The organism is Glycomyces tarimensis (genome assembly GCF_054776215.1).
Map to the genome: position 1 here is coordinate 222,039 of NZ_BAAHCB010000004.1, position 24,685 is coordinate 246,723.

Sequence of the window (24,685 nt, forward strand, 5' to 3'; positions counted from 1 at the left end):
CTCCTCGTTTCGCGTCGGTGGCTTGCCCGCAACGCTACGGACGCTTCGACTGGTCCGGCATCCGTCAGGCGACTGGACCGCTGTCGCGGCGGTGCGGGTCGAGGCCGAGTGCGGCGAGCAGGGCTTCGGCTTCGGCGCGGCATTCGGCCGCGGCGACGTGTTCGCCGCGTTCGATGTGGGCGGCGGCGAGCGCGAGGAGGCTCTTGGCCTGGCGCAGCGGGTCGGGCATGGCGGCGAACACGTCGGAGGCCTGGCGTCCGAGTTTGACGGCCGTGGTGAGGTCGCCGGTGCGGGTGTGGAGTTTGCACAGGACTCGTGCGCGCACGGCGAGTGTTTCGGAGGTCTGGTATCGGTCGAGGTCGCGGACGCGTTCGAGGGCGTCGGCGGCGCGGTCGGTCTGTCCGGTGTCGACGAGGAGTTCGGCGAGGCGGTAGGTGTAGACGAGTTGGTGGCGCCAGGAGTTGACGGCTTCGACGAGTTCGAGGCCGCGGATGAGGGCGGCTTCGGCTCTGACGTGGTCCTGGTCGGCGACGTGGACCGCCGATTGCCGGAAGTAGAGTCTGGCGCGGAAGTATTTCGAGGGGTGGTCGCGGAGCATGTCGGCGACGGTCTGGCACAGCGCTTCGGCGGGGGTCACGCGTCCCATGTCGATGTACAGCTCGGCGAGTGACAGGAGCGGGTAGACGGAGGTGGGACCGTCTTCGGCGGCGGCGTCGATGTCGCGGGCGCGCAGCAGGAGCGTCTCGGATTCGGCGAAGATGCCCATGCGGCGCAGGACGGTGCCGAGTGAGGTGAGGACTTCGACTCGGACGTGGCGGTTGCCGGAGCGGTTGGCGGCGACGACGGCTTCGCGCAGGAGTGAGACCGCTTCGCGGTAGCGGCCGAGTTGAGTGAGGGTGGTCGCGAGGTCGTTGCGGGCTTTGCCGGTGCGGTCGCCGTGGGGGGTGCGCCGGAGCGCTTTGAGGGTCTTCTGGGCGTAGGCCATGGATTTGGGGAGGTCGCCGGAGGCGTAGGCGACGGCGTCGGCGAGGGCGTAGGCGCGCACGGCGTCCATGGGGTCGGGGGAGTGTCCGCCGGTTTCGATGCCTCGTTCGGCGACTGCGGCGAGTTCGGGCAGTTCGTACACGGCGTCGGCGGGTTCGTCGCGGTAGCCGAGCTCGTCGTGGTGGCCGAGTTCTTCGCGGTATCCGGCGTCGGCGAACGCGATGAGTTTCGTGAGCAGGCGCGACACCGTCGGGTGGCCGTTCCATTCGAGGAAGGTGGCGACGATGTTGCGGTATTCGTCGGTGGGCAGCAGGGGGCCGCTGGTGGCGTACCAGTCGACGACCTGTTCGCGCAGGCGTTGGATCGCCGTCTCGTCGAACGCTTTCTCGGCTTTGCGCCTGGCGTATTCGCGGACGAGGTCGTGGAACCGGTAGCGGCCGGGCCGGTATTCCTCGATCCGGTGGGCGGCGACGAGCCGGGCGAGGATCCGCTCGGCGGCCGAGGGTTCCCAGCTGGTGAGCGCGACGGCGAGTGCTTCGCTGAAGTCGGCGCCCGGCAGGAGCGCCAGGTTCAGGTACAGCAGTTCCTCGTCGGGCAGCAGGGACTGGTACGACAGGTCGAACGCGGCGGCGACCGTGGTCGTGGGGTCGCCTTCGACGGCCAGGCGCGCGAGCCGGTCCCGGTCCGACAGTTCGGCCGCGGTGTCGGTGAGCGTCGCCTCCGGTTGACCGGCGAGGTTGGTGCCGACGATCCTCAGCGCCAGGGGAAGCCCTGAGCACAGCTTCGTGATCCGTGCCGCGGCCGCGCGCTCGGCCCCGACCCGTTCGGCGCCGATGAGGCCCTCCAGCAGTTCCACCGAGTCGTCCGGCGCGAGCGAGGCGACGGTGACCGGGAGGACGTCGTGCACCGTCGCCAGTTCGGCGAGCCGGAAGCGGCTGGTGACCACGGCGGTGCACCCGCCCGTGCCGGGCAGCAGCGGCTTGACCTGGTCCGAGCCGCGCGCGTTGTCGAGGATGACCAGGGTCCTCGTGTCGGCCAGGCGTGAGCGGTACAGCGCGGCGGCCTCGTCGGCGTCCGAGGGGATCGACTCGGTCGGCACCCCGAGCGCCCGCAGGAATCCGGCGAGCGCGTCCAGCGGTGTCAGCGGCGGGGCCCGGTCGAAGCCGCGCAGGTTCACGTACAGCTGCCCGTCGGGGAACCGCTCGCGGACCCGGTGCGCCCAGTGCAGCGCCAGCGCGGTCTTGCCGGAGCCGCCGATGCCGGACAGCACGGCGGCGCTGGGGCCCGGCTCCAGGAGCCGGTCGAGCACGGCGATCTGCTGGCTTCTGCCGGTGAAGTGGACGCTGTCGGCCGGCAGCTGCGCGGGAGCGGGCAGCGGCTCGCGTGCCGGCGGGAGGTCCAGGGCCTCTTTCGGTACGCGCTGGGCCGGGTCGTCGCGCAGGATCGCGGTGTGGAGTTCGCGCAGGCGCCGGCCGGGGTCGATGCCGAGCTCGTCGCTCAGTCTGCGGCGCATCTGCTCGTACACGTCGAGCGCTTCGGCGACGCGTTCCTCGCGGTGGAGGGCGGTCATGAGCAGTTCGGCGGCGCGCTGTCGGTAGGGGTGGTCTTCGAGGACGCGCCGCAGGCCGGCGACCACGGGCGTCGAGGTTCGCAATGCGAGTTCGAGTTCGGCGCGCTGTTCTTCGGCGGCGGCGCGTTCTTCGTTCCACAGCCGCGCCCCGGACTCGATGAGCCGGCCGGTCAGGCCGGCGAGCGCCGGTCCCCGCCACAGCGCCACGGCGTCGCGCAGGCTGCTCAGGGCCGCTTCGGGTTCGGAGGCGGCGACCTGTTCGCGGGCGATGCGCGTCCCGGTCTGGAAGCGGAGCGAGTCGAGCTGTTCGGGGCGCACGCGCAGCCGGTAGCCGTCGCCGACGGTCTCGAGTTCGCCTTCGTCGTGATCGAACAGCAGCCCTCGGGCGGTGGCGGCGGTGTTCTGGATCTGGCGCCGCGCGGTCGACGGGGGCCGGTCCTCCCACAGCGCTTCGACGAGTTTGGCGTGCGGTACGACGTGGCCGGCTTCGAGCAGGAGCACGGCCATGAGGCGGGGGAGGATGCGGCCCGGCAGTGGCACCGGGCGGGCGGACCGGGTCAGCTGCAAGGGGCCGAGGATGGCGAACTCCAAGGGCCACCTCCCATCGCGGCGTGCCGGTGTCGCGTGGGCATGCGTCAGCACGCGGGGTGAATGTGAGCGGATGTCCAGTCTAGGGCGTCGCGGCGAGGTTCACGGTCGCCGGACCGCTTGCCGGGGCGGGACTTCGCTTCACCCGCGGGCCGAGGGCGGGCCGGTCCCGCCCGATCGCCGGTCTTCGTCGAGGAAGTACGCCCCGAGGGAGGCCGCCAAGGTCGCGAACACGACGACGGAGAACGCGGCCAAGACGACTTCGAGCAGGCGCGCGAAGTCGCCGCCGGCGCTCAGCGGCTCGCCGGTGATGGTCCCCATCGCCGCGTCGTGCAGCGCGTCGCCGTAGCGCTCGTACCCGGAGAACGCGTGGAGCAACTGGCTGGAGCCGAGGATGACGATGAGGCTGAGCGAGCCGAGCCATCCGAGCCGGCTCGATAGCAGCCGCCCCGTCGAGCGGGTGCCGCGCACCGCCGAGGAGACCACGCGGCCGAATCGGGCGGCCCTGGCCATCTGGGCGACGCGGACGATCCGCAGGAACGGCACGGCGAGGAAGATCAACTGCCACCAGGTCCGCCGCAGGAACGCCAGGCGATGCGGTGCGACGTAGAGGCGCAGCGCGTACTCGCCGGCGAAGACGAGCCACAGCAGCCACGCGGCGACCGACAGCACCGCGGTGAGCGCGGCGCTCTGTGCCACCGCCTGGCCGAGCACCACCAATACGAAGATGACGCCCAGCACGCTCATCGGCCGGTCGAGTCGTTCCGCCAGGCTCTCCGCCCACGCCTGGCGCTCGGGTGCTGCTCTCCGGATCGGCGGCCTCATCCGCACCGGGATACCCGCTGTGCCGGAAGCGACACCGCCTGGGCCGGGAGCGGTCTCGTGAACAAGTCGTGAGGGTTCTGGCGAGGCGGCCTCGATGCTCGACCTACCGAGACAACGAGGAGGAGACATGTTCACGAGACAGCGCCCCCAAGCGATGGTCCTTCCCGCCCAGGCCCGGGCCCGGTTCCGCGAGGGTTTCGTCGCCTCGACGAGCGGGTGGGCGAAGGGGTACGTGCAGGCGAATCTGATCAGCGTGCCGCGCCGCCACGCCGTCGCGCTGCGGCGGTTCGCGGTGCGCAACCCGCGGGCGTGCCCGCTGCTGGACATCGTCGGGCCGGGCCGGTTCACGACCGCGCTCGCCGAAGGAGCGGATCTGCGTCGCGATCTGCCGGCCTATCTGGTGTGGCGGAACGGCTCGCTGGTCGAGTGGCGCACGGAGGTGGCCTCGCTGTGGGCTCCGGACCTCGTGACGTTCCTGATCGGCTGCAGTTTCACGTTCGAGCCGCTGCTGGAGAGCCAGGGGATCCCGCTGCGGCACCTCGATCAGGGCCGGAACGTGTCGATGTACCGCACCGGCCTGCCGTGCCTGTCGGCCGGGCGGTTCCGCTCGCGGATGGTGGTGTCGATGCGTCCGATGCCGGCGCACATGGTGGCGCGGGCGGCGATGATCACCGCCCGGCTGCCGTACGCGCACGGCCTGCCGGTCCACGTCGGCGCCCCTTCGGCGCTCGGCATCGGCGATCTGGACCGGCCCGATTTCGGCGATCCGGTCGATGTCACGCCCGATGACGTCCCGGTGTTCTGGGCGTGCGGGGTGACGCTGCAGGAGGCGCTCGTCGCCGCGAAGCTCCCGTTCGCGATCACGCACGCTCCCGGGCACATGCTCATCACCGACCGCCGGGCCAGGCCTGCGGGCGACTCCGGCGGCCACGCCAAGATCCGATCGAAGGCGAAGCGGCGGGTCCTCTAGCTAGCCGACGTCGCCGTCGACCCTGGAGGCCGCCGCCGGTTCGGGCAGCCGGAACATGCCGAGGAACCGCTCGGCCATCGCCTGGTCGCCTTGGACGGTGATGCGCCCGGCGTGCAGGGACACGTCGAGGCTGCGCCCGCCGAGGGTGAGGCGTTTGAGCGTCTCGGGGTCGGTCCGGATGATCGCGTGCGGGTGTTCGGGCCGGCCGGGGGCGAGCAGGAGTTGGGAGTCGAGGATCTCGGCGATGAACGGCCGGTCGCCGATCCACAGCTCGAAGGCGGCGTCGAAGCCCTGGGCGGCGACGGGCATGAACAGGCCCCGCAGCGCGAGGATGAGCGCGTCGGTGCCGATCGGCGCGTCCAGCGGCATGCCGGCCGAGCGGGCGCCCCAGCGCAGCAGTTGGACGATGATGCCTTCGAGGTCGCGGCCCCATTCGGTCAGTTCGTAGACCTGGGAGGCGGCCGGCGGCGGCAGGCGGCGCTTGGTGATGACGCCGTGCGATTCGAGTTCGCGCAGCCGCTGGGAGAGGACGTTGGCGCTGGCGCCGTGGAGGCCGCCGCGCAGGTCGGTGAAGCGTTTGGGGCCGAGGATGAGCTCGCGGACGATCAGGAGCGACCAGCGTTCGCCGACGAGGTCGAGGGCGTGTGCGGCGGGGCAGCCGTCGCCGTAGGTGCGCACAGGTTTCTCCAGGTCAGACGGGTGAAGCTTGCGTGAGGACATCATAGGGTATGGGAGTGGGACGCTCACATCCTGTTTCGGGACCGGCAGATCACGGAGCGATAACGCACGGTCGGTAAAAGTTGTGTGTCGTCCGGCAGGTTCGACTTGCGATCGCATGGTCCGGTTCGGCACTATTCAGGGGTGCCAGAATTGACCGCATCCTCGCTCACGGAGAACCACCGCGCCGCCTCGACGTTGGCCGGCCTGCTCGAAGGCAACGGCCGATTCGTCGCCGGTGAGCCCCGCTTCAAGCGGGACATCGTCGCGGCCCGTACCGCCGCGCCGGACCAGCGCCCCGACGCGGCCGTGTTCACCTGCATCGACTCGCGCGTCACCGCCGAGTCCGTGTTCGACTGCGACTTCGGGGAGCTGCTGGTGGTGCGCACCGCCGGCCACGTCCCCGACCGGGCCGCGGTCGGCTCCCTCGAGTTCGCCGCCGCCGGGCTCGGCATCGGCCTCATCGTGGTGCTCGGCCATGAGCGGTGCGGCGCGATCAACGCCGCGCTGCGCGCGGTCGAGGACGCTTCGCACGACCCGCGCAGCGACTACCTCGTCGAGCAGCTGTGGCAGCCCGCCTCGCAAGCCCTCTCCGAAGCGAGTGGCGAGAAGAACACCGCTTCGCACGCGATGCGGCTCCAGGTCCGCCGCACCGTGGCCGACCTGTCCCGGCGTGCCTCCCTCGACGGGGTGCTCGTCGTCGGCGCCGTCTACGACCTGGACACGGGACTCGTCTCACTCATCGACGAGAGCTGACACAATCGAGGCATGAGCGACAAACCGTTGACCGGAGCCGACATCGAGCTCGCGCTATCCGAATTGCCTGGCTGGCACCACGAGAGCGACCGCCTCGAACGGTCGTGGACCTTCGACGGTCACCTTGCGGCCCTGGCCGCGGCGGCCGCCGTCGGGTGGCTCCAGGAGCAGCGAAACCATCACGCCGACTTGACCATCCAGTACAACAAGCTGACGGTCTCGACCACCACCCACTCGGCCCAGAACAAGGTCTCCGCCAAGGACACCGAACTGGCCCGGGCGATCTCCGAGCTGCTCGAGTAGGGCACTCGCGCGTAAAACGAGGAATGCGGGGTTCTCTCATCTCTGTCATGATTGAGGCAGAATAGGTGGGGAGGGTGTCATGGACGCCTACGCAGTTCCCGCTTCGAAGACCGACAAGCGGATCACACTCGACCGTCTCGCGTTCGCCCGCCGCAGGGGCCGGCTCGACACGAGGGAGTACCGGTTGCGCCGGCAACTGGCGCGCCGGGCCGTGAGCGTCGCCGAACTCCAGGAACTCCTCCTGGACCTCGACGACCTCACGCCCGGGCGCGACCACTGGCGCTACGGCCGCTGGAGGGGACCGGTCAGGGAAGGCCGTGAGCTGGAGGTCCAGCGATTCGTCGGTGCCCTGTTCTTCATCATCGGCATCGTCATCGTCGTGGCCGTCGTCTACAGCGTCATCACGGTCCTCAACATGTGGAGGTGAGCCCGCCCAGCTTGGCGCGCAGGCCGTCGAGCGCGTCGGCCACCCACGGCATCGCCAGCGGCTCGTCCGAGACCAGCGCCGCCAAGCGCTCGGTCTCGGACGAGCCGTACAGGCCCGGGACCGCCACCCGCAGTGTCAGCGCCTCGGCGTGGTCGCCGAACGCCGAACCGGGCAGCACCCCGACGCCGAACTCGTCGAGCAGCACCCGCGCCAGGTCCTCCCCGCCCTTGACCGACCACTGCGACGCCAAGTGCGCCCGCAGCGGCTCGAAGTCGGGCCACACGTAGAACCCGCCTTGCGGGTCGGCGACCTCGCAGCCGACGTCGCGCAGGATCGCGGCGACGCTCCGCGCCACCGAACCGTGCAGGCGGCGGGCCGCGGCGATCCGGTTGACCAGCTCGTCGGGGTCCGACCAGGCGTAGGCCGCGGCGTGCTGCATCGGCATCGGCGTGGACGACCACACCTCGGAGGCGATGCCGCGCACCGATTCCCGCAGCCGCTCGCCTCGGGGCGAAGCGGGGAAGCGGGCCGCGCCGATGCGCCAGCCGCCGAGCGCGTAGTTCTTGGACAGGGCCGTCGTCGTCACCGTCCGCTCCGGCGCCCACATGGCCGGCGAGGGGAACGCGCCGTCGTCGAAGACCAGGTCGCGGTAGATCTCGTCGGCCAGGATCACCAGATCGAGCTCGCGCGCGGCCTCGCACATCGCCTTGACCGCCCCTTCGGAGGCGAGCCGGCCCGTCGGGTTGTCCGGCAGCGTGGCGACCACGACACGCGGGTCGCGGCCCTCGGCGCGCGCCCGCAGCACCGCCGCGGTGAGCGCGTCGGCGTCGGGGACGCCGCCCTCGCCGGCCGGCACGGGCACGCGGATCGCCTCGCGGCCCATCAGTTCGGTCTGCGCCGCGTAGGAGACCCACGCGGGTCTGGGCACGACGACATCGCCGCCGACGGCCCGCAGGACCGCGAACAGCAGCGGCTTGGAGCCCGGACCCAGGAGCATCTGGTGCTCCCCGGTGGTCAGGCCGCGCCGCGTCCAGTACCCGGCGGCGGCCTCGCGGGCGGGGCGGATCCCCGCGACCGGGCCGTACGAACTCTCGCCCGCCGCCTCGGCCAGACGCTGTCCCAGCAGCGGATGCACCGGAATACCGGCCTCACCGAAGGCGAGCGCGAGCACCTCCTCCCCGGCGGCGCGGCGGGCGGCGATCGTCTCACTTGCGGCAAGAGTGGCTGAGACAGTCACTTGCGTCTCCTTCATAGATGGTCTCTACACCGCTAAGCGTGCTGCCGCGAGAGCATCAATGCAAGTATCTCTGCCTGTTGCCGAGCGTAAGATTGCCTTATGCTGGACGTCCGCCGCCTGCGACTGCTCTACGAATTCGCCGCTCACGGGTCGATCGCCGCCACCGCCGCCGCCACCGCTCAGACCGCCTCGGCGGTCTCGCAGCAGTTGGCCGCCCTGGAGAAGGAGACCGGCGTTGCCCTGCTCGAACGCACCGCCCGCTCGGCGCAGCTGACCGACGCCGGACGCCGCCTGGTCGAGCACACCGGCACGATCCTCGACGCGATCGACGCCGCCGAGACCGACCTTGCCGCCGAGACCGCCGAACCGAGGGGCCGTGTCATCATCACCGCCTTCCCCACCGTCGCCGTCGCCCTGGCCGGCCCGATCGTCCGCCGCCTGCGCCGCTACCCCGAACTGACGATGGTGCTGCGTCAGCAGCACACCGTCGAGGAGAGCCTCAGCCGCGTCCGCGCCGGCGAGATCGACCTGGCCCTCATCGACGACTGGTCGGGCATCCGCCGCCCGAGCCGGGTCGGCCCGCTCACCTACCACCACCTGGTCTCGGATCCGCTCGTCGCCGTCCTGCCGACGAAGCACCCGCTGACGGCGGTGCGCGAACTGTCGGCACACGCCCTCGCCGAGGAGTCGTGGATCGCCTCGCCCGCCGGCGAGCCCTCGCGCATGGCCCTGGACCGGTTGTGGCGCGCCGAGGGCATCCGGGCCCCGGTCTCGGAGTTCGAAGGACTGGACACGATCCTCACGCTGGTGGCGAAAGGCCTCGGCGTCACCGTCGCCCCGTGGATGGCCGCCGCCGAGCGGCGCGACGTGGCGGTGCGGCGAGTCGCCGAACCGCTGTCCGGCCGCGACGTCTACGCCGTCCACCGCACCGCCTCGACCGGCCGACCGGCCGTCATGACCGTCCTCCAGGCGCTCCACCAGGCCGCGCGGAAACTCATGACGGCCGCCGACCAGTTCTAAGCGCAGATGCGACGGCGGATACGGCGACTCTTCGGCGTCCCAGTCCGAGGCGGGCTCCGGATCGGGTTTCGGCCGCGGACGCCGGCGCTCGTTCGGCTCACGGTCCTTCGGCGGCTCGCGCCTGGCCAGCGCCGCGGCCAGCCACGTCGTGATCGGCACCGCCGCGATGAGTCCGAGCGTGCCCACCACGGTCCGCGCGATTTCGGTCGCGATGATCTGACTGGTCAAGACCTGTCCCAAGGGGCGGTTCGCGGCGGCGATGAGGACCAGCAGCGGCAGTGAGGCGCCCGCGTAGGCGAGCACGAGCGTGTTCACCACGCTCGTCAAGTGGTCGCGCCCGACGCGCATTCCCGAGCGGAACAGCCGGGCGCGCCCCCACTTCGGGTTGGCCTTGGCGACCTCGTCGACCGTCGCGGCCTGGGAGACGGTGACGTCGTCGATGACGCCGAGCGCGCCGATGAGGATGCCGGCCAGCAGCAGGCCCGACATGTCGATCGGATACTGCATCGCCAGCGACATCGTCTCCTCGTCCAGCACGCCGTTGAGGTGCGCCAGGTGCACAGCGCCCTGGGCGAGAACGCCGGTGAGCACGAGCGCGGCCAGCGTGCCGAGCACCGCCACCGTCGTCGTCCGGTTCCATCCGTGCGAGAGGTACAGCGAGGCCAGCATGATCGCCGCCGCGCCGACGATCGCCACCAGCATCGGCGAGCGGCCGTCGAGGATCGCCGGGACGATGAACAGCAGCACGATGCCGAAGGTGATGCCCAGGCTCGCCAGCGACCGCACGCCCTTCCAGCGGCCGAAGGCGATCACGGCGAGCGCGAAGGCGACCGCCAGCGCCCACAGCGGACCCGAGCGCTCGTGGTCGATGATGTGGTACTGCTGCCCGCTCACCGAGTCGGGCGTGTAGATGAGCACGACTTCCTGCCCGGGCTCGACCTCGGTCGCGCCCGGCCCGGCCGGGATGTCGACGAGGATCTCGGCGCCCGCGTCCGGCCCGGAGGTGAGCCGGAGCAGCACGTCGCCGCAGCGGTCGGCCTGGAGCTCCTCGGACAGTTCGGTCTGCTCGGGGTCGCACTCGGTCTCGTGGATCGAGATGACGTGGCCGGTGACCTCGGTGCCGAAGCCCTGGTCTTCGGCCTCGGAGAGGTGGTAGGGCCACAGCAGGGCGAGCGCGGCGATGGTCGCGACGGCGGCCGGGACGAGGATCCACAGGGCCGCGCGCGGAACAGCGTCAGTCGGTGCGAGATGCTCTCGGTTCACCCACGAGAGCATACGGGTCCACGGGTCGGTTCCGGCAGCACCGACCCGCCCACCGGTCCCGCGCCGAAGCGCGACCTCCCCACCTGGCGTAGCGCTTTGTAGCGCTCTAGTCGCTAAGCGTCGACCGGGTCGACCCAGCGCACCGCCGAGTAATTGCGCCACAGTTGCAGCAGTGCCGGGTCGCCGCTCACCGTGAGGTCGTCGAAGGGAAGCCGGTTCCAGAGCGCCAGGTACAGCAGCTCCACCGGCCCCTCGATCGTGCAATGGGGGGATTCCACCTCGTTGAACGTCACCAGCGGGCCGGAGTCGGTCGGGTGGATGTACCAGTCGCCCCTGCCGGGGGTCAGGTCGATCGCGTGGATGTGGAGGACCGCAGGTCGGAGCGCCCGCACGCGGCTGGAAGGCCGCCCGTGGAAGCCCAGCAGGAGCTCGTCGATGCCGTCCGCGGCGAAGTCGCGGTTGATCGGGGAGATCTCGTCGCCCCTGGCCTGCTCCGCGTCGACGCGGTGGATCGTGGTCTCGTGGGCCTGGCGTCGCACCCAGAACCGTTTGGACGATTCCGATGGGAACGTCTGCCAGCAGCGAAGGTCGTCGGGCGCCTCCTCGAGGGTCGCGGCCAGTGTCCCGAGTCCTACACGGACCCAGTCGACCAGCAGTTCGTCGTGCGGCGCGGGGCCGACGACATGTTGGAATTCGCGTTGTCGGGGGTCGTAGCGCAAAGCGCCGGCGACTATGGCCGTCGCCCAGCGATGGACCGTTCCAATATGGGTCAAGAGGTCCTTGACGGTCCAACCGGGGCAAGTCGGCACAGCGGAGTTGAGCGCGAGTTCTCCTCCCGCGATGGCGATCCGCTCCCCCTCGGTACGCAGCACGTTGATTTGATCGCCGATATTCATCCACAGCAGTCTTTCATCTGTGTCGTGAATTACGCAAGTTAGGACCGTGAACCGATACGGAAGTGTTAAAAGGGTCGACCACATGCGCGCGGGATCTAACGTGCAAATCCGATAGGCTCGCCTCTCATGGCCGTCCCGCAACATCGGCTCCTTGTCGTCACAGACGTCACCGGGTGTCCGCGACCCCTTGTGGCGCAGGTCGAACGCGCGCTGCGCGGCGGCCCGTTCTCGCTGCTGCTGCGCGAGAAGCACCTGGCGTGGGCCGAGCGGCGGCGACTGGCCGAACGACTCGAGCCCGTACTCGCCGCCTCCGGCGGGGACATGGTCGTCGCCGACCCGGCCGAACCGGTACGGGCGGCGCATCTGTCGGCCCGCTTCCCGGTGCCCGAGCCGCGGCCGGACTGCCTCGGCCGCTCCGTCCACGCTGGAGAGTCGATCGACCCCGGACTCGACTACGTCACCTACTCGCCGATCTGGGCCACCGACTCCAAGCCCGGCTACGGCCCGGCGATCGGGCTCGAAGGGCTCGCCGAACGCGTCGCGGCCAGTCCGGTCCCGGTGTACGCGCTCGGCGGCGTGACCGGCCCGGACCGCGCCCGCGCCGCCCGGGAGGCGGGCGCGGCGGGGGCGGCGGTCATGGGAGCGGTCATGCGCGCCGACACGCCCGAACGCATCGTCGCGAGCCTGCGGGCGGCGCTGGAGCCGGTGTAGGGCCTGCCCTAGTTCGTTTCGACGGCGTTGGCGGCGATGACGCCGGCGTAGAACTTCGCGCTGGCCTTCGGGATGCGCCGCTGGGTGGCGTAGTCGACGTAGACCAGACCGAAGCGCTTGTCGTAACCGAAGGCCCACTCGAAGTTGTCCATGAGCGACCATGCGGTGTATCCGCGCACGTCCACGCCGGCCTGGATCGCCTCGTGGACGGCCGCGATGTGGGAGCGCAGGTATTCGACGCGCTCGGTGTCGACGATCTCGCCGTCCTCGTTCGGACCGGTCGGGTAGGCGGCGCCGTTCTCGGTGATCATGACCGGCACGCCGTAGTCCTTGTGGATGCGCACCAGCAGGTCGAACAGGGCGCTCGCGTCGATGGACCATCCCATGTCGGTGACGTCCAGGTCCTCGGGGGCCCAGGTCTCGATGTCGACCGAGCCGGGGCCCACGGGGCTCTCCGGCGCGCCGGGGACGTTGCGCAGGTAGGTGGGGGAGTAGTAGTTGACGCCCAGCAGGTCGATCGGCTGGTTGATCGTCTCCAGGTCGCCGTCCCGCACGAAGCTCCAGTCCGTGTGGTGGCGGGTGTTGGCGAGGACGTCCTCGGGGTAGGCGCCCTTGAAGAGCGGGTCGAAGAAGACCCGGTTGGCGACCCCGTCGACGACCTTGACGGCCTCCTCGTCGCCTCGGCACTGTGTCGGGTTGAGCACGATCGAGACCTGCTCGGCCCCGGCGGCGCGCAGCGCCTTGGTCGCGAGGCCGTGGCCGAGGAGCAGATGGTGAACGGCCGCGAGGGCGGCGGCGGGCTCGGTGCGCCCGGGGGCGTGGTGGCCGTTGCCGTAGCCGAGATAGGCCGAGCACCACGGCTCGTTGAGGGTCCACCACGTGTCGACACGGTCGGACAGGCGCGCGCCGACGATCGCGGCGTATTCGCCGAAGCGCTCGGCGGTCTCGCGCGCCGGCCAGCCGCCGTGGTCCTCCAGCGTCTGGGGCAGGTCCCAGTGGTAGAGCGTCGGCATCGGCTTGATGCCGGCGGCGGTGAGCTTGTCGACGAGCCGGTCGTAGAAGTCGAGGCCCGCGGGATTGGCCGGGCCCGAGCCGTCGGGCTGGATCCGCGGCCATGCGATGGAGAAGCGATAGGTGTCGACGCCCATCGAGCGCATGAGCTCGATGTCCTCGTCGACCCGGTGGTAGTGATCGCACGCGACGCGCCCGGACTGGCCGCGCCACGTCTTCCCCGGCGTGTCCGAGAACGTGTCCCAGATGGACGGTCCGCGGCCGTCCTCGCCGGCGGCTCCCTCGATCTGGTAGGACGCGGTGGCGGTCCCCCAGAGGAAGCCATCAGGGAAGTGAAGCTCTGTCATGAAGGGCACCTTTCAGGGCGGATGGCGGCGCCGGCGCCGAGTTCTCGATAATTCCGACGGTGGTGATGATACGTTGATGTCACCGCTCCCATGCATAGGGCCAAAACAGATATCGAAACTGTCACCTTCAGTAACGATTCGGTAATTTAGCCTTGACACTGAATGTTATCCAGCGCACGATTTCAGCGTCGTTCTCAACGGCGAGTGAGGCAGTTCCGAACGGAACGCGCAGTGCGCGAGCGCGGTGTACATCCGACGGAACGTGGGAGGCAGTCGGAATCGCCGGGCGACCAGCATCTGCATAGAGAGGGAAACTTCGATGAGCAAGACTCGACGAATGATGTGCCTAGCGGCTGCCACCAGCGCTATTGCGCTCGCGGCCACCGCATGCGGCGCGCCCGAAGACGAAGGTGAATCCCGAGGAGAAGTGCCCGACGCGGCACAGGACTGCGCCAATTACGAGGACTACGGCTCCTTCGACGGCGAGAACGTCTCCATCCTCGGCTCCATCCGCGACACCGAGGCCGACGAGATGGTCGAGGCCTGGAGCTTCTTCGAGGAGTGCACCGGCATCAGCATCGACTACGAAGGCTCGGGCGAGTTCGAATCCGACATGACGGTGCGCGTCGACGGCGGCAACGCCCCCGACATCGCGCTGTTCCCGCAGCCCGGCCTCATGGCCAACTACACCGACGACCTGGTCCCGGCATCCGAAGAGGTCACCACTCTGGCCACCGAGGGATGGACCGAGGACTGGCTCCAGTACGGCACCGTCGACGGCACCTTCTACGCGCCGCCGCACTCGGGCAACGCCAAGTCGTTCATCTGGTACTCGCCCTCCTTCTTCGAGGACAACAACTACGAGATCCCGACCACCTGGGACGAGATGATCGCCCTCTCCGACGAGATCGCCGGAACCGACGTCGCCCCCTGGTGCGTCGGCTTCGAATCGGGCGGCGCCACCGGCTGGCCCGGCACCGACTGGATCGAGGACATCGTCCTGCGCGAAGGCACCGACCTGTACGACCAGTGGGTCAACCACGAGATCCCGTTCAACGACCCGCAGATCGTCGCCGCCATCGAGAAGGCCGGCACCATCCTGCGCAACGACGACTACATCCACGACGGGACCGACACCATCAGCTCGACCCCGTTCCAGGAGGCCGGTTACCCGATCCTCGACGGCGAATGCGCCATGCACCGCCAGGCGTCCTTCTACGGCGCCATGTGGCCCGAGGGCACCGAGGTCGCCGAGGACGGCGACGTGTTCGCCTTCCGCTTCCCCGAGACCAACGACACCGACAACACCATGCTCGTCGGCGGCGAGTTCGTGGCCGCCTTCGACGACTCGGAGGCCACCGAGGCCACCCGCCAGTTCCTGGCCTCGGAGCTCTACCACAACGCCCGCCTCCAGACCGGCCCGTGGAGCACCGCCCACCAGGGGGTGGACCCGTCCAACGCCACCACGCCGATCAACGAGTTCGCGACCGAGATCCTGACCGACCCGGAGGTCACCGTCCGCTTCGACGGCTCGGACCTCATGCCCGGCCAGGTCGGCGCCTCCTCCTTCTGGACCGGCATGGTCCAGTGGGTCGACGGCGACAAGACTGCCGAGCAGATCGCCGACGACATCGAGAACTCCTGGCCCAATTAGTTAGTACGACGATCAACCGAATGACGATGCCGAGCGGGGTCCTGGCGGCCCCGCTCGGCTTATCGCCCGAACATTTGGAGCGCGCTGGATCGTGAACATCTCCGAACTCATGGACCGCTTCGGGCTGCTGGCCGTCGGCCTCATCGCCTTCGTCGCGGTCATGCTCGCCCTCTACGGGCTCGCCGAGCTGGCATCAAGACGCGACCGCAGCCGCCTGGTCGCCGCGGTCTTCCTGTTCCCGGCTCTGCTCTTCCTCCTGGTGGGCCTGGTCTACCCGGCCATCCGCACGATCGCCATGTCGTTCTTCAACTCCGACGGCACCGAGTTCGTCGCCCTGGACAACTACGGGTGGGCCCTGTCCGACCCCGACGCCGTGCAGACCCTCATCAACACCGCCCTGTGGATCATCGTCGTACCCCTGCTGTCGACGGCGCTCGGACTGGTCTACGCCGTTCTCATCGACGGCAGAAGAGGTGAGCGCACCTACAAGGCCCTGGTCTTCCTCCCGATGGGCATCTCCTTCGTCGGCGCCTCCATCATCTGGAAGTTCATCTACCAGTACGACGCGTCCGGCGACCAGATCGGCCTGATGAACCAGGTGCTCGTCTGGCTCGGCATGGACCCGGTCAACTGGCTCAACACCTTCCCGCTGAACAACTTCCTGCTGATGGTCGTCCTCATCTGGATCGAAGTCGGTTTCGCCACCGTGGTCCTGTCCGCCGCGCTCAAGGGCGTCCCGATCGAGATCGTCGAGGCCGCCCGCATCGACGGCGCCAACCCGACCGAGATCTTCTGGAACGTCACCGTCCCGTCGATTCGCTCGGCCATCATCGTCGTGGCCGTGACCGTCTTCATCGCCACACTGAAGCTGTTCGACATCGTCCGTGCCATGACCGGCGGCCACCACGGTACCGACGTCCTCGCCCACAACATGTGGGACCAGGCGTTCCGACTCGGCGACAGCGGCCGCGGCTCCACGATGGCGGTGCTGCTGTTCCTGCTCGTCGTCCCCGTCGTCATCTACCAGGTGCGCAACGTGCGCCGCCAGGAAATGGAGGCCCGATGAGCGTCAAGACCGAGGCGGCCCGGAAACCCGCCGCCAAGCTCGGCGAATCCCGCGGCGACCGCATCAGGCGCCTGCTCTCCCACAGGCTCGCCAGCTTCTTCGCGGTCCTCATCGCCGTGCTGTGGACCATCCCGACCGCCGGGCTCTTCATCTCCTCGCTGCGGCCCGAGGACGACATCCGCGCCACCGGCTGGTGGACCGTCTTCACCGACCCCAGCTTCACGCTCGACACGTACAACTACGTGCTCTACAGCGACGACGCCGGCGGCGGCCTCGTCCGCAACCTCATCAACACCGTCGTCATCACCATCCCGGGCGTGCTCATCCCCGTCACCTTCGCCGCGCTGGCCGCCTACGCGCTGTCGTGGATCGATTTCAAGGGGCGCAATCTGCTCTACATCGGCATCTTCGCGCTGCAGGTGGTGCCGCTCCAGATGGCGCTCATCCCGATGCTGTCGTTCTTCAGCAGGGGACTGTCGATCGGCGGCGTGACGATCATGCCCCCCTGGGAGCTCGACGGCGTGCAGACGATCGTGCAGGTGTGGATCGCGCACTCGATCTTCGGCCTGCCGCTGGCGGTCTACCTGCTGCACAACTTCATGCGCGAACTGCCCAGAGACGTGATGGAGGCGGCGCGCATCGACGGCGCCAGCCACTCGCAGACGTTCCGCAAGGTCGTCCTGCCGCTGGTGACGCCCGCGATCGCCTCGATCGCCATCTTCCAGTTCCTGTGGGTGTGGAACGACTTCCTGGTCGGGCGCACCTTCGGCGGCGGCGAGGCGACCAGGCCGCTCACCGCCGTGCTCGGTGACATGGCCGGCACCTGGGGCTTCGGCTGGACGCGCCTGCCCGCGGCGGCGTTCATCGCGATCATCGTCCCCTTGATCGTGTTCCTGCTGCTCCAGCGGTACTTCGTCCGAGGACTGCTGGCCGGCTCCGTGAAGGGCTAGTCGGCAGCGACCGCGACCACGCCGGCGACGGCCCGCTCCCCTCCGAGGCGGGCCGTCGCCGGCGTGCTTCATGTGAGCATCCGCCGGAGTGCTGACGGCCATGTAATTCCACGACCGGGCGATTTGGGCCTGTCTGACGGTGGTTCTCCGAAAACTGAGTCAGATACCCGACGCTTCCTCAAGAATTGAGGGAAGACAGGTTTCGCCGCACTCACCGCGTGTCAGGAGCAGCCATGTGCCCCAGTTCCACCGGAGGACTCCCCGAGGAGTTCCGCCGCACGGTTGCCGAACGGGCCGCCGCGCAGCGCCGCTCGGAGGCGCGCGGCGAGGCCCCACCGGAGACCGTCGGTACCGGATGGCTGCTCGTCGGGATATTCCTGCTGGTCACGGTGGGCGTGCTGATGCTGCTCATCTTCGCCTCCGGCGGCAACGCCGACTCGTCGATGATGCTCTAGGGCCGCGGCCACTGCGCGCCTCGTCCGCTGGGCGATCGCCGAGCGGCAGTGAGAAGATCGTCCCCGTGGAAACCTGGCGTGGAATAGACGCGACCCCTGACGGCTGGCCCGCCTCGGTGGTGGCCATCGGCGTGTTCGACGGCGTGCACCGCGGTCACGCGGCCCTCATCCGCAGCGCCATCAAGGCGGCCGACGAACGCGACGCCCGCTGCGTCGTCGTCACCTTCGACCCCCATCCCACCGCGGTCGTCGCCCCGCACGCGGTCCCGGCCCAGCTCACCAGCGTCCGGCGGCGCATCGAACTGCTCGGCTCGCTCGGCGTCGACGGCGTGTGCGTCCTGCCGTTCACCAAGGAGCTCTCGCTGCTCAGCCCCGAGGACTTCGCCCGCGGCGTCCTGGTCGACCGCCTGCACGCGGCCGGCGTCGTCGTCGGTGAGAACTTCCGCTTCGGCCACAAGGCCGCCGGCGACGTGGACCGCCTCGCCCGGCTCGGCGACGAGCTCGGCTTCGAGGTCCTCGCCCAGACGCTGAGCGCCGACGAGGAGACGTTCTCCTCCACACGCGTCCGCGCGCGCGTCGCGGAGGGCGACGTGGCCGGCGCCGCCGAGATCCTCGGCCGCGACTTCGGCGTCGAGGGCACGGTCGTCCACGGCGCCGGCCGCGGCGCCGACATCGGCTTCCCGACCGCGAACATCGCGCCGCTGCCGGGCTTCGCGATCCCCTCCGACGGCGTCTACACCGGTTGGCTGCACGTCGACTCCGGGAGACTGCCGGCGGCGATCAGCGTCGGCACCAACCCGACCTTCGAGGGCACCGAGCGCAGCGTCGAGGCGCACCTGCTCGACTTCGCCGGCGACCTCTACGGCGTCGAGGTCCGGCTCGACTTCGCCGCCCGCCTGCGCGGCCAGATCGCCTTCGACAGCGTCGACGAGCTGGTAGAACAGATCGAGACGGACGTCGCAGCGACGCGTGTGGCGTTGGAGCTGGACTGAAGCCCCTGTAATATTCTGTAAAGTCACTGTTTCTTACAGTGGCCCGACCGACCTGCTCGACACCGTGGGTCTGGCCGGAACTCTGCATTAGAAAGGTGTTCGCATGGCGCTCGATGCCACGAAGAAGGCTGAGATCATCAAGGAATACGCCGTCCACGAGGGCGACTCGGGCTCGACCGAGGTCCAAGTGGCGCTGCTGACGGCACGCATCGCCGAGCTCACCGCTCACGTCCAGGAGCACAAGCACGACCACCACTCGCGTCGTGGCCTGCTCCTCCTGGTCGGCAAGCGCCGCCGTCTGCTCAAGTACCTCAAGACCGAGGACATCACCCGCTACCGCGCGCTGATCGAGCGCACCGGTATCCGCGGCTAGACGACTTGACGGCCGGGCCCGCGCCCGGACCGCAGGCATCGCCGGGGAGCAGCCGTCGGGCTGCTCCCTTTTCGCTTCGCGGCTGCCGCCGCGCCCGCCCGATAACGTAGGGTGGGAGTGGAGAGCAGCCGCTCTGCCACAGTGCCTCACCGCGAGGCACGGCGCGACTCGCCAGAGACCGCCGGTCCTCGGTAGTGGCATCCGGACCGTCCCGCATCAGATCGGGACAGCGCTCCGTGTGCTTCGATCGAAGACCGGCCCCAACATGGCAAGGCGCGCTCCGAACTACACATGAGGAGTCAGACACTCAATGTCCGAAGAGACTTCACGGACACCCGAGGCCTTCAATCTCGGGGAGCATCACGCCACAGCCGTCATCGACAACGGGGAATTCGGCACTCGCAAGATCGTCTTCTCCACCGGTCGACTGGCGAAGCTCGCCCAGGGCTCGGCCATCGTCCAGATGGACGACACCGTGGTCCTCGCCACCACGGCCGCCTCGAAGAACCCGAAGGACCACTTCGACTTCTTCCCGCTGACGGTCGACATCGAGGAGCGGATGTACGCCGCCGGGCGCATTCCCGGCTCGTTCTTCCGCCGCGAGGGACGCCCCAGCGAGAACGCCATCCTCACCTGCCGCCTGATCGACCGCGGTCTGCGCCCCTCCTTCGTGAGCGGCCTGCGCAACGAGGTCCAGGTCATCGGCACGATCCTGGCGGTCGACGCGCGCGACGAGTACGACGTGGTCGCCATGAACGGCGCCTCCATGTCGACGCAGCTCTCGGGCCTGCCCTTCTCGGGTCCGCTCGGTTCCACCCGCGCGGTCCTCATCGGCGAGCAGTGGGTGTGCTTCCCGACCCTCGAACAGATCGAGCAGGCCACGTTCGACATGATCGTGACCGGCCGCGTGCTGGAATCGGGCGACGTCGCGATCATGATGGTCGAGGCCGAAGCCACCGAGAACACCGTCTCGCTCATCGCGGGCGGCGCCACCAAGCCCACCGAAGAGGTCGTCGCCGGCGGCCTCGAAGCGGTCAAGCCGGTCATCGCCGAGCTCGTCCGGGCCCAGTCCGAGCTGGCGGGCGTCGCCGCCAAGCCCGCCGCGGACTACCCGCGCTTCCCCGAGTACATGGACGACGCGTTCGCCGCCGTCGAATCCGCGGTCTCCGCGGAGCTCGATCAGGCGCTCACCATCGCCGACAAGACCGATCGCAACACCGAGCTCGACCGCGTCAAGTCGGTCATGATCGAGAAGCTCGGCGCGGACTTCGAGGGCCGTGAAGGCGAGCTGTCCGCGGCGCTGCGGTCGCTCACCAAGAAGCTGGTCCGCAAGCGCGTCATCACCGACGGCGTCCGTATCGACGGCCGCTCTCCGGTGGACATCCGGCCGCTCGCCGCGGAGGTCGCCATCCTGCCGCGCGTCCACGGCTCGGCGCTGTTCGAGCGCGGCGAGACCCAGATCATGGGCGTCACCACGCTGAACATGCTGCGCATGGAGCAGGCCATCGACACGCTGTCGCCGGTCAGCAAGAAGCGCTACATGCACAACTACAACTTCCCGCCCTACTCGACCGGTGAGACCGGCCGGGTCGGCTCCCCGAAGCGCCGCGAGATCGGCCACGGCGCGCTCGCCGAGCGCGCTCTGGTGCCGGTGCTCCCGAGCCGCGAGGAGTTCCCGTACGCCATCCGCCAGGTCTCGGAGGCGCTGAGCTCGAACGGCTCGACGTCGATGGGATCGGTCTGCGCCTCGACCATGGCGCTCATGAACGCCGGCGTGCCGATCAAGGCCCCCGTCGCGGGCATCGCGATGGGCCTGATCAGCGAGGAGGTCGACGGCGAGACCAAGTACGTCACGCTGACCGACATCCTCGGCGCCGAGGACGCCTACGGCGACATGGACTTCAAGGTCGCCGGCACCCCCGAGTTCGTGACCGCGCTCCAACTGGACACCAAGCTCGACGGCCTCCCCTCGGAGGTCCTCGGGAAGGCGCTCCAGCAGGCCAACGACGCCCGCCACGCGATCCTGGACGTCATGGGCGAGGCCATCTCGGAGCCCGGCGAGCTCGCCGCGACCGCTCCGCGGATCACCACGCTGAAGATCCCGGTCGACAAGATCGGCGCGATCATCGGCCCGAAGGGCCAGACGATCAACCAGATCCAGGACGACACGGGCGCCGACATCACCGTCGAGGACGACGGCACCATCTACGTGTCGGCCGAGAGCGGGGACGCCGCGGCCGCCGCGGTGGACACCATCAACGGGATCGCCAACCCGACCCTGCCGAACGTGGGCGACCGCTTCCTCGGCACCGTCGTCAAGACCACCGACTTCGGCGCCTTCATCTCGTTGACGCCGGGCCGCGACGGCCTGCTGCACATCTCGAAGGTGGGCGACGGCAAGCGCGTCGACCGCGTCGAGGACGTGCTCGGCGTCGGCGACAAGATCGAGGTCGAGATCGGCGACATCGACAACCGCGGCAAGATCTACCTCGACAAGGTCTACGCGGAAGGCGAAGAGCCGGAGGGCTACAAGAAGGGCCGTCCGGAGCGCCGCGAAGGCGACCGGGGCGACCGCGGGCGCGGTGGCGACCGGGGCTCTCGGGGCGACCGCGGACCGCGTCGCTCGGACGACGACCGGCCCCGCCGCGACGACCAGTCCGGGGGCGGCGAGCGCCGTCGCCGCAGGACCCGCCGCACGGATGAAGGCGGAGGCTCTGAGGAGTAAATGAGTCGCCCTCAGACTCGAACGCTCATTGACAACCCGCTGGGCGGCACGGTGCGACGCACGGTGCTGCCCAGCGGGTTGCGCGTGCTGACCGAGTCGGTCCCCGTGATGCGGTCGGCCTCGATCGGCGCGTGGGTCGGCGTCGGCTCCCGAGACGAGTCCCCCGAGATGTCGGGGGCCTCGCACTTCCTGGAGCACCTGCTGTTCAAGGGGACGGCCAAGCGCACCGCCGCCGAGATCTCCGAGGCCGTCGAGGCCGTCGGCGGCGATTCGAACGCCTACACCGCCCGCGACCACACCTGCTTCTACGCGCGGCTGCTCGCCGACGATCTGCCGCTCGCCGTCGACGTGCTCGGCGACGCGGTCTCGTCCTCGCTCATCGAGGACAAGGACGTCGACGTCGAGCGCGGGGTGATCCTCGAAGAGATCGCCTCCTCGGCCGACGACCCGTCCGAGGTCGTCTACGACCACTTCCACCGGGCCCTGTTCGGCGACGGTCCGATCGGGCGCGACATCGCCGGCACCGCCGAGACGGTCCCCGCGATCACCGGCGAGCAGGTCCGCGACTTCTACCGCCGTCACTACCTGCCATCGAACCTGGTCGTGTCGGCGGCCGGGGGAGTCGACCACGACGAGCTCGTGAAGCTCGCCCGCGAGGCGTTCGCGCCGCTCCCCGAGGGCGCCGAAGCGCCGTGGCGCGGCCCCCGCGAGGAGGTCTCCCGGTTCCCCGAGGCGCTGGCGGTCGTCAACGAGGACGTCGAGCAGGCCAATCTGGTGATCGGCTGCCGCACGTTCTCCCGCAAGGACGACCGCATCTACGCCCTCGGCGTGCTCAGCTCCGTCCTCGGCGGCGGCTCGTCCTCGCGGCTGTTCCAGTCCATCCGGGAGGAACGCGGCCTGGCCTACTCGGTGAGCTCCTCGACCGCGCACTTCGGCGCGACCGGCTCGTTCAGCGTCTACGCCGGGTGCAGTCCCGACAAGGCCCGCGAGGTGCGCGACCTCGTGCTCGCCGAACTCGGGCGCGTCGCGAACGAGGGCGTCACCGAAGAGGAACTGCGGCGCGGCAAGAAGATGTACGAGGTCGGCGTGATCCTCGCGCTCGAGGACTCCGCTTCCCGCATGGAATGGCTCGGCCGCGACGAGCTGCTGTACGGCGACCTGACGACCGTCGACGAGGACCTGGCACGCAACGAGGCCGTCACCATGGACGAGGTCCGGGCGGTGGCGGCGGATATCCTGTCGCAGCCGATGACGACCGCGGCCGTGGGGCCGTTCGACCGAGGGGAGTTCGAATGATCAAGGTGGGTGTCCTGGGCGCGCGGGGCCGGATGGGAACGGCCGTGTGCGAGGCCGTCGCCGACGCCGATGACCTGGAGCTGGCCGCGGCGGTCGACCACGACGAGCCCCTCGAGAAGCTCACCGAGGCCGGCGTCGACGTCGTCGTCGACTTCACGTTGCCCGGGGTCGTCATGGACAATCTCGCCTGGTGCCTCGACCGCGGACTGCACACCGTCGTCGGCGTCTCCGGCTTCGACGAAGCCCGGCTCGACCGGGTCCGCGACATGCTCGGCGAGGCCCCGGAGGTCGGCTGCCTGGTCGCGCCCAACTTCGGGATCGGCGCGGTCTTGATGATGCAGTTCGCCGCGAAGGCCGCCAAGCACTTCGCCTCGGCCGAGATCATCGAGACGCACCACCCGCGCAAGGTCGACGCGCCCAGCGGCACGGCCGTGCACACCGCGCGGCTCATCGCCGCCGCCAGGGCCGAGGCCGACATGCCCCGGATGCCCGACGCGACGGCAGAGGACGCGACCGGCGCGCGCGGCGGCGAGGTCGACGGCGTCCACATCCACGCGATCCGCTCGGCCGGCTACGTGGCGAGCCAGGAGGTCCGCTTCGGCGGCCCCGGTGAGCGCTTCACGATCAGCCACGACTCGCTCGACCGCGCCTCGTTCATGCCCGGCGTGCTCCTGGCCGTCCGCGCGGTTCCGGGCCGTCCCGGCCTGACTGTCGGCATCGACGAGTTGCTCGACTAAGCCTTCGTCTTCGGGAGGCGGCGGGCTCGCCTCGGTGCCGCCCATGCCCTCGTCGGGTTCGACGGTCGGCTCGACGGTGGGTTCGGGGCTCGGCTCGTCCGGCGTGGGATCGGCCTCGGTCGGAGCCTCCTCGCTCTGCTCGCCCGGCGATTCCTCGGTGTCGTCCTCGCTCGTCGTGGGGGTGTCAGTGGGTCCGGTGGTGTCCCCCTCATCGGGCTCGTTCGTCTCGGGTTCGACCTCTTCGACGATCGTGGGCGCCGTCTGCTCGGGAGCGGGCTGCTGGATGAACCGGCCCGGGTCGCCGGTGGCGCCGCCGAGGAGGAGCAGCAGGCCCATCGTCAGTCCGAACACGAGCACACTGGAGGCGACGATGGTGAGGAGGGTTCGCCTGCGGTAGGCGGTCTTCGGCAGGTACTCGCCGTCGCCCAGCGGCTCGGCCGCGTTGCTGGCCTTGGTCTCGCCGTCGGCGGTGACCGTGGGGATCGGCGCGGTGGCCGTGACGCGCGTGGGGTTGTCGCCGAGTTCGACGGTCTGCTCCTGGTCGGCCCGGGCGGCGGGGGAGATCGCCGAGAACTGCGTCTTGATCCCCTCACTCGTGCGCCGCATCGTCCGCAGGAGCAGGACCGCGCCGATGGAGGTGCAGACGCTGAGCGCCGCGGTGCCGAGCGTGGTGCCCCACAGGTCGAGGTACTTGATGAGGATCGTGCCGATGGTGGTCGCGCCGGTCGCCGCGAGGACCTGGCCCATACTGAGGTCGAGCTCGGGGTTGTGCTGCTCTTTCGGCTTCGAGTTCTTGCCGTTCGAACGGTATT

The 24,685-nt window shown here is 69.8% G+C and carries 21 protein-coding genes and 1 pseudogene; 15 read left to right on the top strand and 7 right to left on the bottom strand.

Annotation, left to right across the window (positions count from 1 at the left end; all coding sequences use genetic code 11):
• Positions 1-64: 64 nt before the first annotated feature.
• Positions 65-3,145 carry an AfsR/SARP family transcriptional regulator gene (locus ACYVK3_RS04880; RefSeq protein WP_460496138.1) on the bottom strand — a complete coding sequence of 1,027 codons (3,081 nt, stop codon included), beginning with the start codon at positions 3,143-3,145 and terminating at the stop codon, positions 65-67.
• Between the two features lie 138 nt (positions 3,146-3,283).
• Positions 3,284-3,967 carry a hypothetical protein gene (locus ACYVK3_RS04885; protein WP_460496139.1) on the bottom strand — a complete coding sequence of 228 codons (684 nt, stop codon included), beginning with the start codon at positions 3,965-3,967 and terminating at the stop codon, positions 3,284-3,286.
• Between the two features lie 127 nt (positions 3,968-4,094).
• Between ACYVK3_RS04885 and ACYVK3_RS04890 the strand changes: the two genes are divergently transcribed.
• A complete protein-coding gene (locus ACYVK3_RS04890) occupies positions 4,095-4,937 on the top strand; it encodes a putative hydro-lyase (RefSeq protein ID WP_460496140.1) in 843 nt (280 codons plus the stop codon).
• On the opposite strand, the gene ACYVK3_RS04895 is transcribed toward ACYVK3_RS04890, so the two are convergent.
• Positions 4,938-5,615 (bottom strand): winged helix-turn-helix transcriptional regulator, encoded by a 678-nt coding sequence (locus ACYVK3_RS04895; protein ID WP_460496141.1) that lies wholly within the window; start codon positions 5,613-5,615, stop codon positions 4,938-4,940.
• 183 nt (positions 5,616-5,798) lie between these two features.
• Here ACYVK3_RS04895 and ACYVK3_RS04900 point away from each other — a divergent pair, with 183 nt between their 5' ends.
• From ACYVK3_RS04900 to ACYVK3_RS04910, 3 genes are all read left to right on the top strand, one after another.
• Entirely contained in the window at positions 5,799-6,410 is a 612-nt protein-coding gene (locus tag ACYVK3_RS04900; RefSeq protein ID WP_460496142.1) for a carbonic anhydrase, read from the top strand.
• A 12-nt stretch (positions 6,411-6,422) separates the two neighbouring features.
• Positions 6,423-6,713, top strand: coding sequence for a 4a-hydroxytetrahydrobiopterin dehydratase (locus tag ACYVK3_RS04905; protein WP_460496143.1), 291 nt, complete (start codon positions 6,423-6,425; stop codon positions 6,711-6,713).
• Between the two features lie 79 nt (positions 6,714-6,792).
• A complete protein-coding gene (locus tag ACYVK3_RS04910; RefSeq protein ID WP_460496144.1) occupies positions 6,793-7,140 on the top strand; it encodes a hypothetical protein in 348 nt (115 codons plus the stop codon).
• Here ACYVK3_RS04910 and ACYVK3_RS04915 read toward each other — a convergent pair.
• Positions 7,124-8,377 carry a pyridoxal phosphate-dependent aminotransferase gene (locus ACYVK3_RS04915; RefSeq protein ID WP_460496145.1) on the bottom strand — a complete coding sequence of 418 codons (1,254 nt, stop codon included), beginning with the start codon at positions 8,375-8,377 and terminating at the stop codon, positions 7,124-7,126. The two genes, ACYVK3_RS04910 and ACYVK3_RS04915, sit on opposite strands and share 17 nt — an antisense overlap.
• Before the next feature lie 99 nt (positions 8,378-8,476).
• Between ACYVK3_RS04915 and ACYVK3_RS04920 the strand changes: the two genes are divergently transcribed.
• On the top strand, positions 8,477-9,397 hold the full coding sequence (locus ACYVK3_RS04920; RefSeq protein ID WP_460496272.1) for a LysR family transcriptional regulator: 921 nt from the start codon (positions 8,477-8,479) through the stop codon (positions 9,395-9,397).
• 144 nt (positions 9,398-9,541) lie between these two features.
• Here ACYVK3_RS04920 and ACYVK3_RS04925 read toward each other — a convergent pair.
• Positions 9,542-10,672: pseudogene (locus tag ACYVK3_RS04925) on the bottom strand (YibE/F family protein); the annotation flags it as partial.
• Between the two features lie 101 nt (positions 10,673-10,773).
• Positions 10,774-11,532 (bottom strand): maleylpyruvate isomerase family mycothiol-dependent enzyme, encoded by a 759-nt coding sequence (locus ACYVK3_RS04930; protein ID WP_460496146.1) that lies wholly within the window; start codon positions 11,530-11,532, stop codon positions 10,774-10,776.
• 150 nt (positions 11,533-11,682) lie between these two features.
• On the opposite strand from ACYVK3_RS04930, the gene ACYVK3_RS04935 reads away from it, so the two are divergent.
• Positions 11,683-12,267 carry a thiamine phosphate synthase gene (locus tag ACYVK3_RS04935; protein WP_460496147.1) on the top strand — a complete coding sequence of 195 codons (585 nt, stop codon included), beginning with the start codon at positions 11,683-11,685 and terminating at the stop codon, positions 12,265-12,267.
• Positions 12,268-12,275: 8 nt separating this feature from the next.
• Here the strand turns inward: ACYVK3_RS04935 and ACYVK3_RS04940 are convergent, their stop codons facing one another.
• Positions 12,276-13,625: a glycoside hydrolase family 1 protein gene (locus tag ACYVK3_RS04940; RefSeq protein ID WP_460496148.1), complete on the bottom strand. Its 1,350-nt coding sequence runs from the start codon at positions 13,623-13,625 to the stop codon at positions 12,276-12,278.
• A gap of 319 nt (positions 13,626-13,944) precedes the next feature.
• Between ACYVK3_RS04940 and ACYVK3_RS04945 the strand changes: the two genes are divergently transcribed.
• The 9 genes from ACYVK3_RS04945 to dapB all read left to right on the top strand — a co-directional run bounded on the left by ACYVK3_RS04945 (position 13,945) and on the right by dapB (position 23,873).
• Positions 13,945-15,279, top strand: a complete 1,335-nt coding sequence (locus ACYVK3_RS04945) for an ABC transporter substrate-binding protein (protein WP_460496149.1) — start codon at positions 13,945-13,947, stop codon at positions 15,277-15,279.
• Between the two features lie 109 nt (positions 15,280-15,388).
• On the top strand, positions 15,389-16,345 hold the full coding sequence (locus ACYVK3_RS04950) for a carbohydrate ABC transporter permease (protein WP_460496273.1): 957 nt from the start codon (positions 15,389-15,391) through the stop codon (positions 16,343-16,345).
• Positions 16,342-17,295, top strand: coding sequence for a carbohydrate ABC transporter permease (locus tag ACYVK3_RS04955; protein WP_460496150.1), 954 nt, complete (start codon positions 16,342-16,344; stop codon positions 17,293-17,295). The genes ACYVK3_RS04950 and ACYVK3_RS04955 overlap by 4 nt, the downstream gene beginning before the upstream one ends.
• A gap of 233 nt (positions 17,296-17,528) precedes the next feature.
• Positions 17,529-17,750 carry a hypothetical protein gene (locus ACYVK3_RS04960; protein ID WP_460496151.1) on the top strand — a complete coding sequence of 74 codons (222 nt, stop codon included), beginning with the start codon at positions 17,529-17,531 and terminating at the stop codon, positions 17,748-17,750.
• A gap of 65 nt (positions 17,751-17,815) precedes the next feature.
• Entirely contained in the window at positions 17,816-18,742 is a 927-nt protein-coding gene (locus tag ACYVK3_RS04965; protein WP_460496152.1) for a bifunctional riboflavin kinase/FMN adenylyltransferase, read from the top strand.
• A gap of 103 nt (positions 18,743-18,845) precedes the next feature.
• Positions 18,846-19,115, top strand: a complete 270-nt coding sequence (rpsO, locus tag ACYVK3_RS04970; RefSeq protein WP_460496153.1) for a 30S ribosomal protein S15 — start codon at positions 18,846-18,848, stop codon at positions 19,113-19,115.
• 310 nt (positions 19,116-19,425) lie between these two features.
• Positions 19,426-21,840, top strand: coding sequence for a polyribonucleotide nucleotidyltransferase (locus ACYVK3_RS04975; protein ID WP_460496154.1), 2,415 nt, complete (start codon positions 19,426-19,428; stop codon positions 21,838-21,840).
• Positions 21,841-23,136 (top strand): M16 family metallopeptidase, encoded by a 1,296-nt coding sequence (locus ACYVK3_RS04980; protein ID WP_460496155.1) that lies wholly within the window; start codon positions 21,841-21,843, stop codon positions 23,134-23,136.
• Positions 23,133-23,873: a 4-hydroxy-tetrahydrodipicolinate reductase gene (dapB, locus tag ACYVK3_RS04985; protein WP_460496156.1), complete on the top strand. Its 741-nt coding sequence runs from the start codon at positions 23,133-23,135 to the stop codon at positions 23,871-23,873. Before ACYVK3_RS04980 ends, dapB begins: the two co-directional genes overlap by 4 nt.
• The last annotated feature ends 812 nt before the right edge of the window (positions 23,874-24,685 follow it).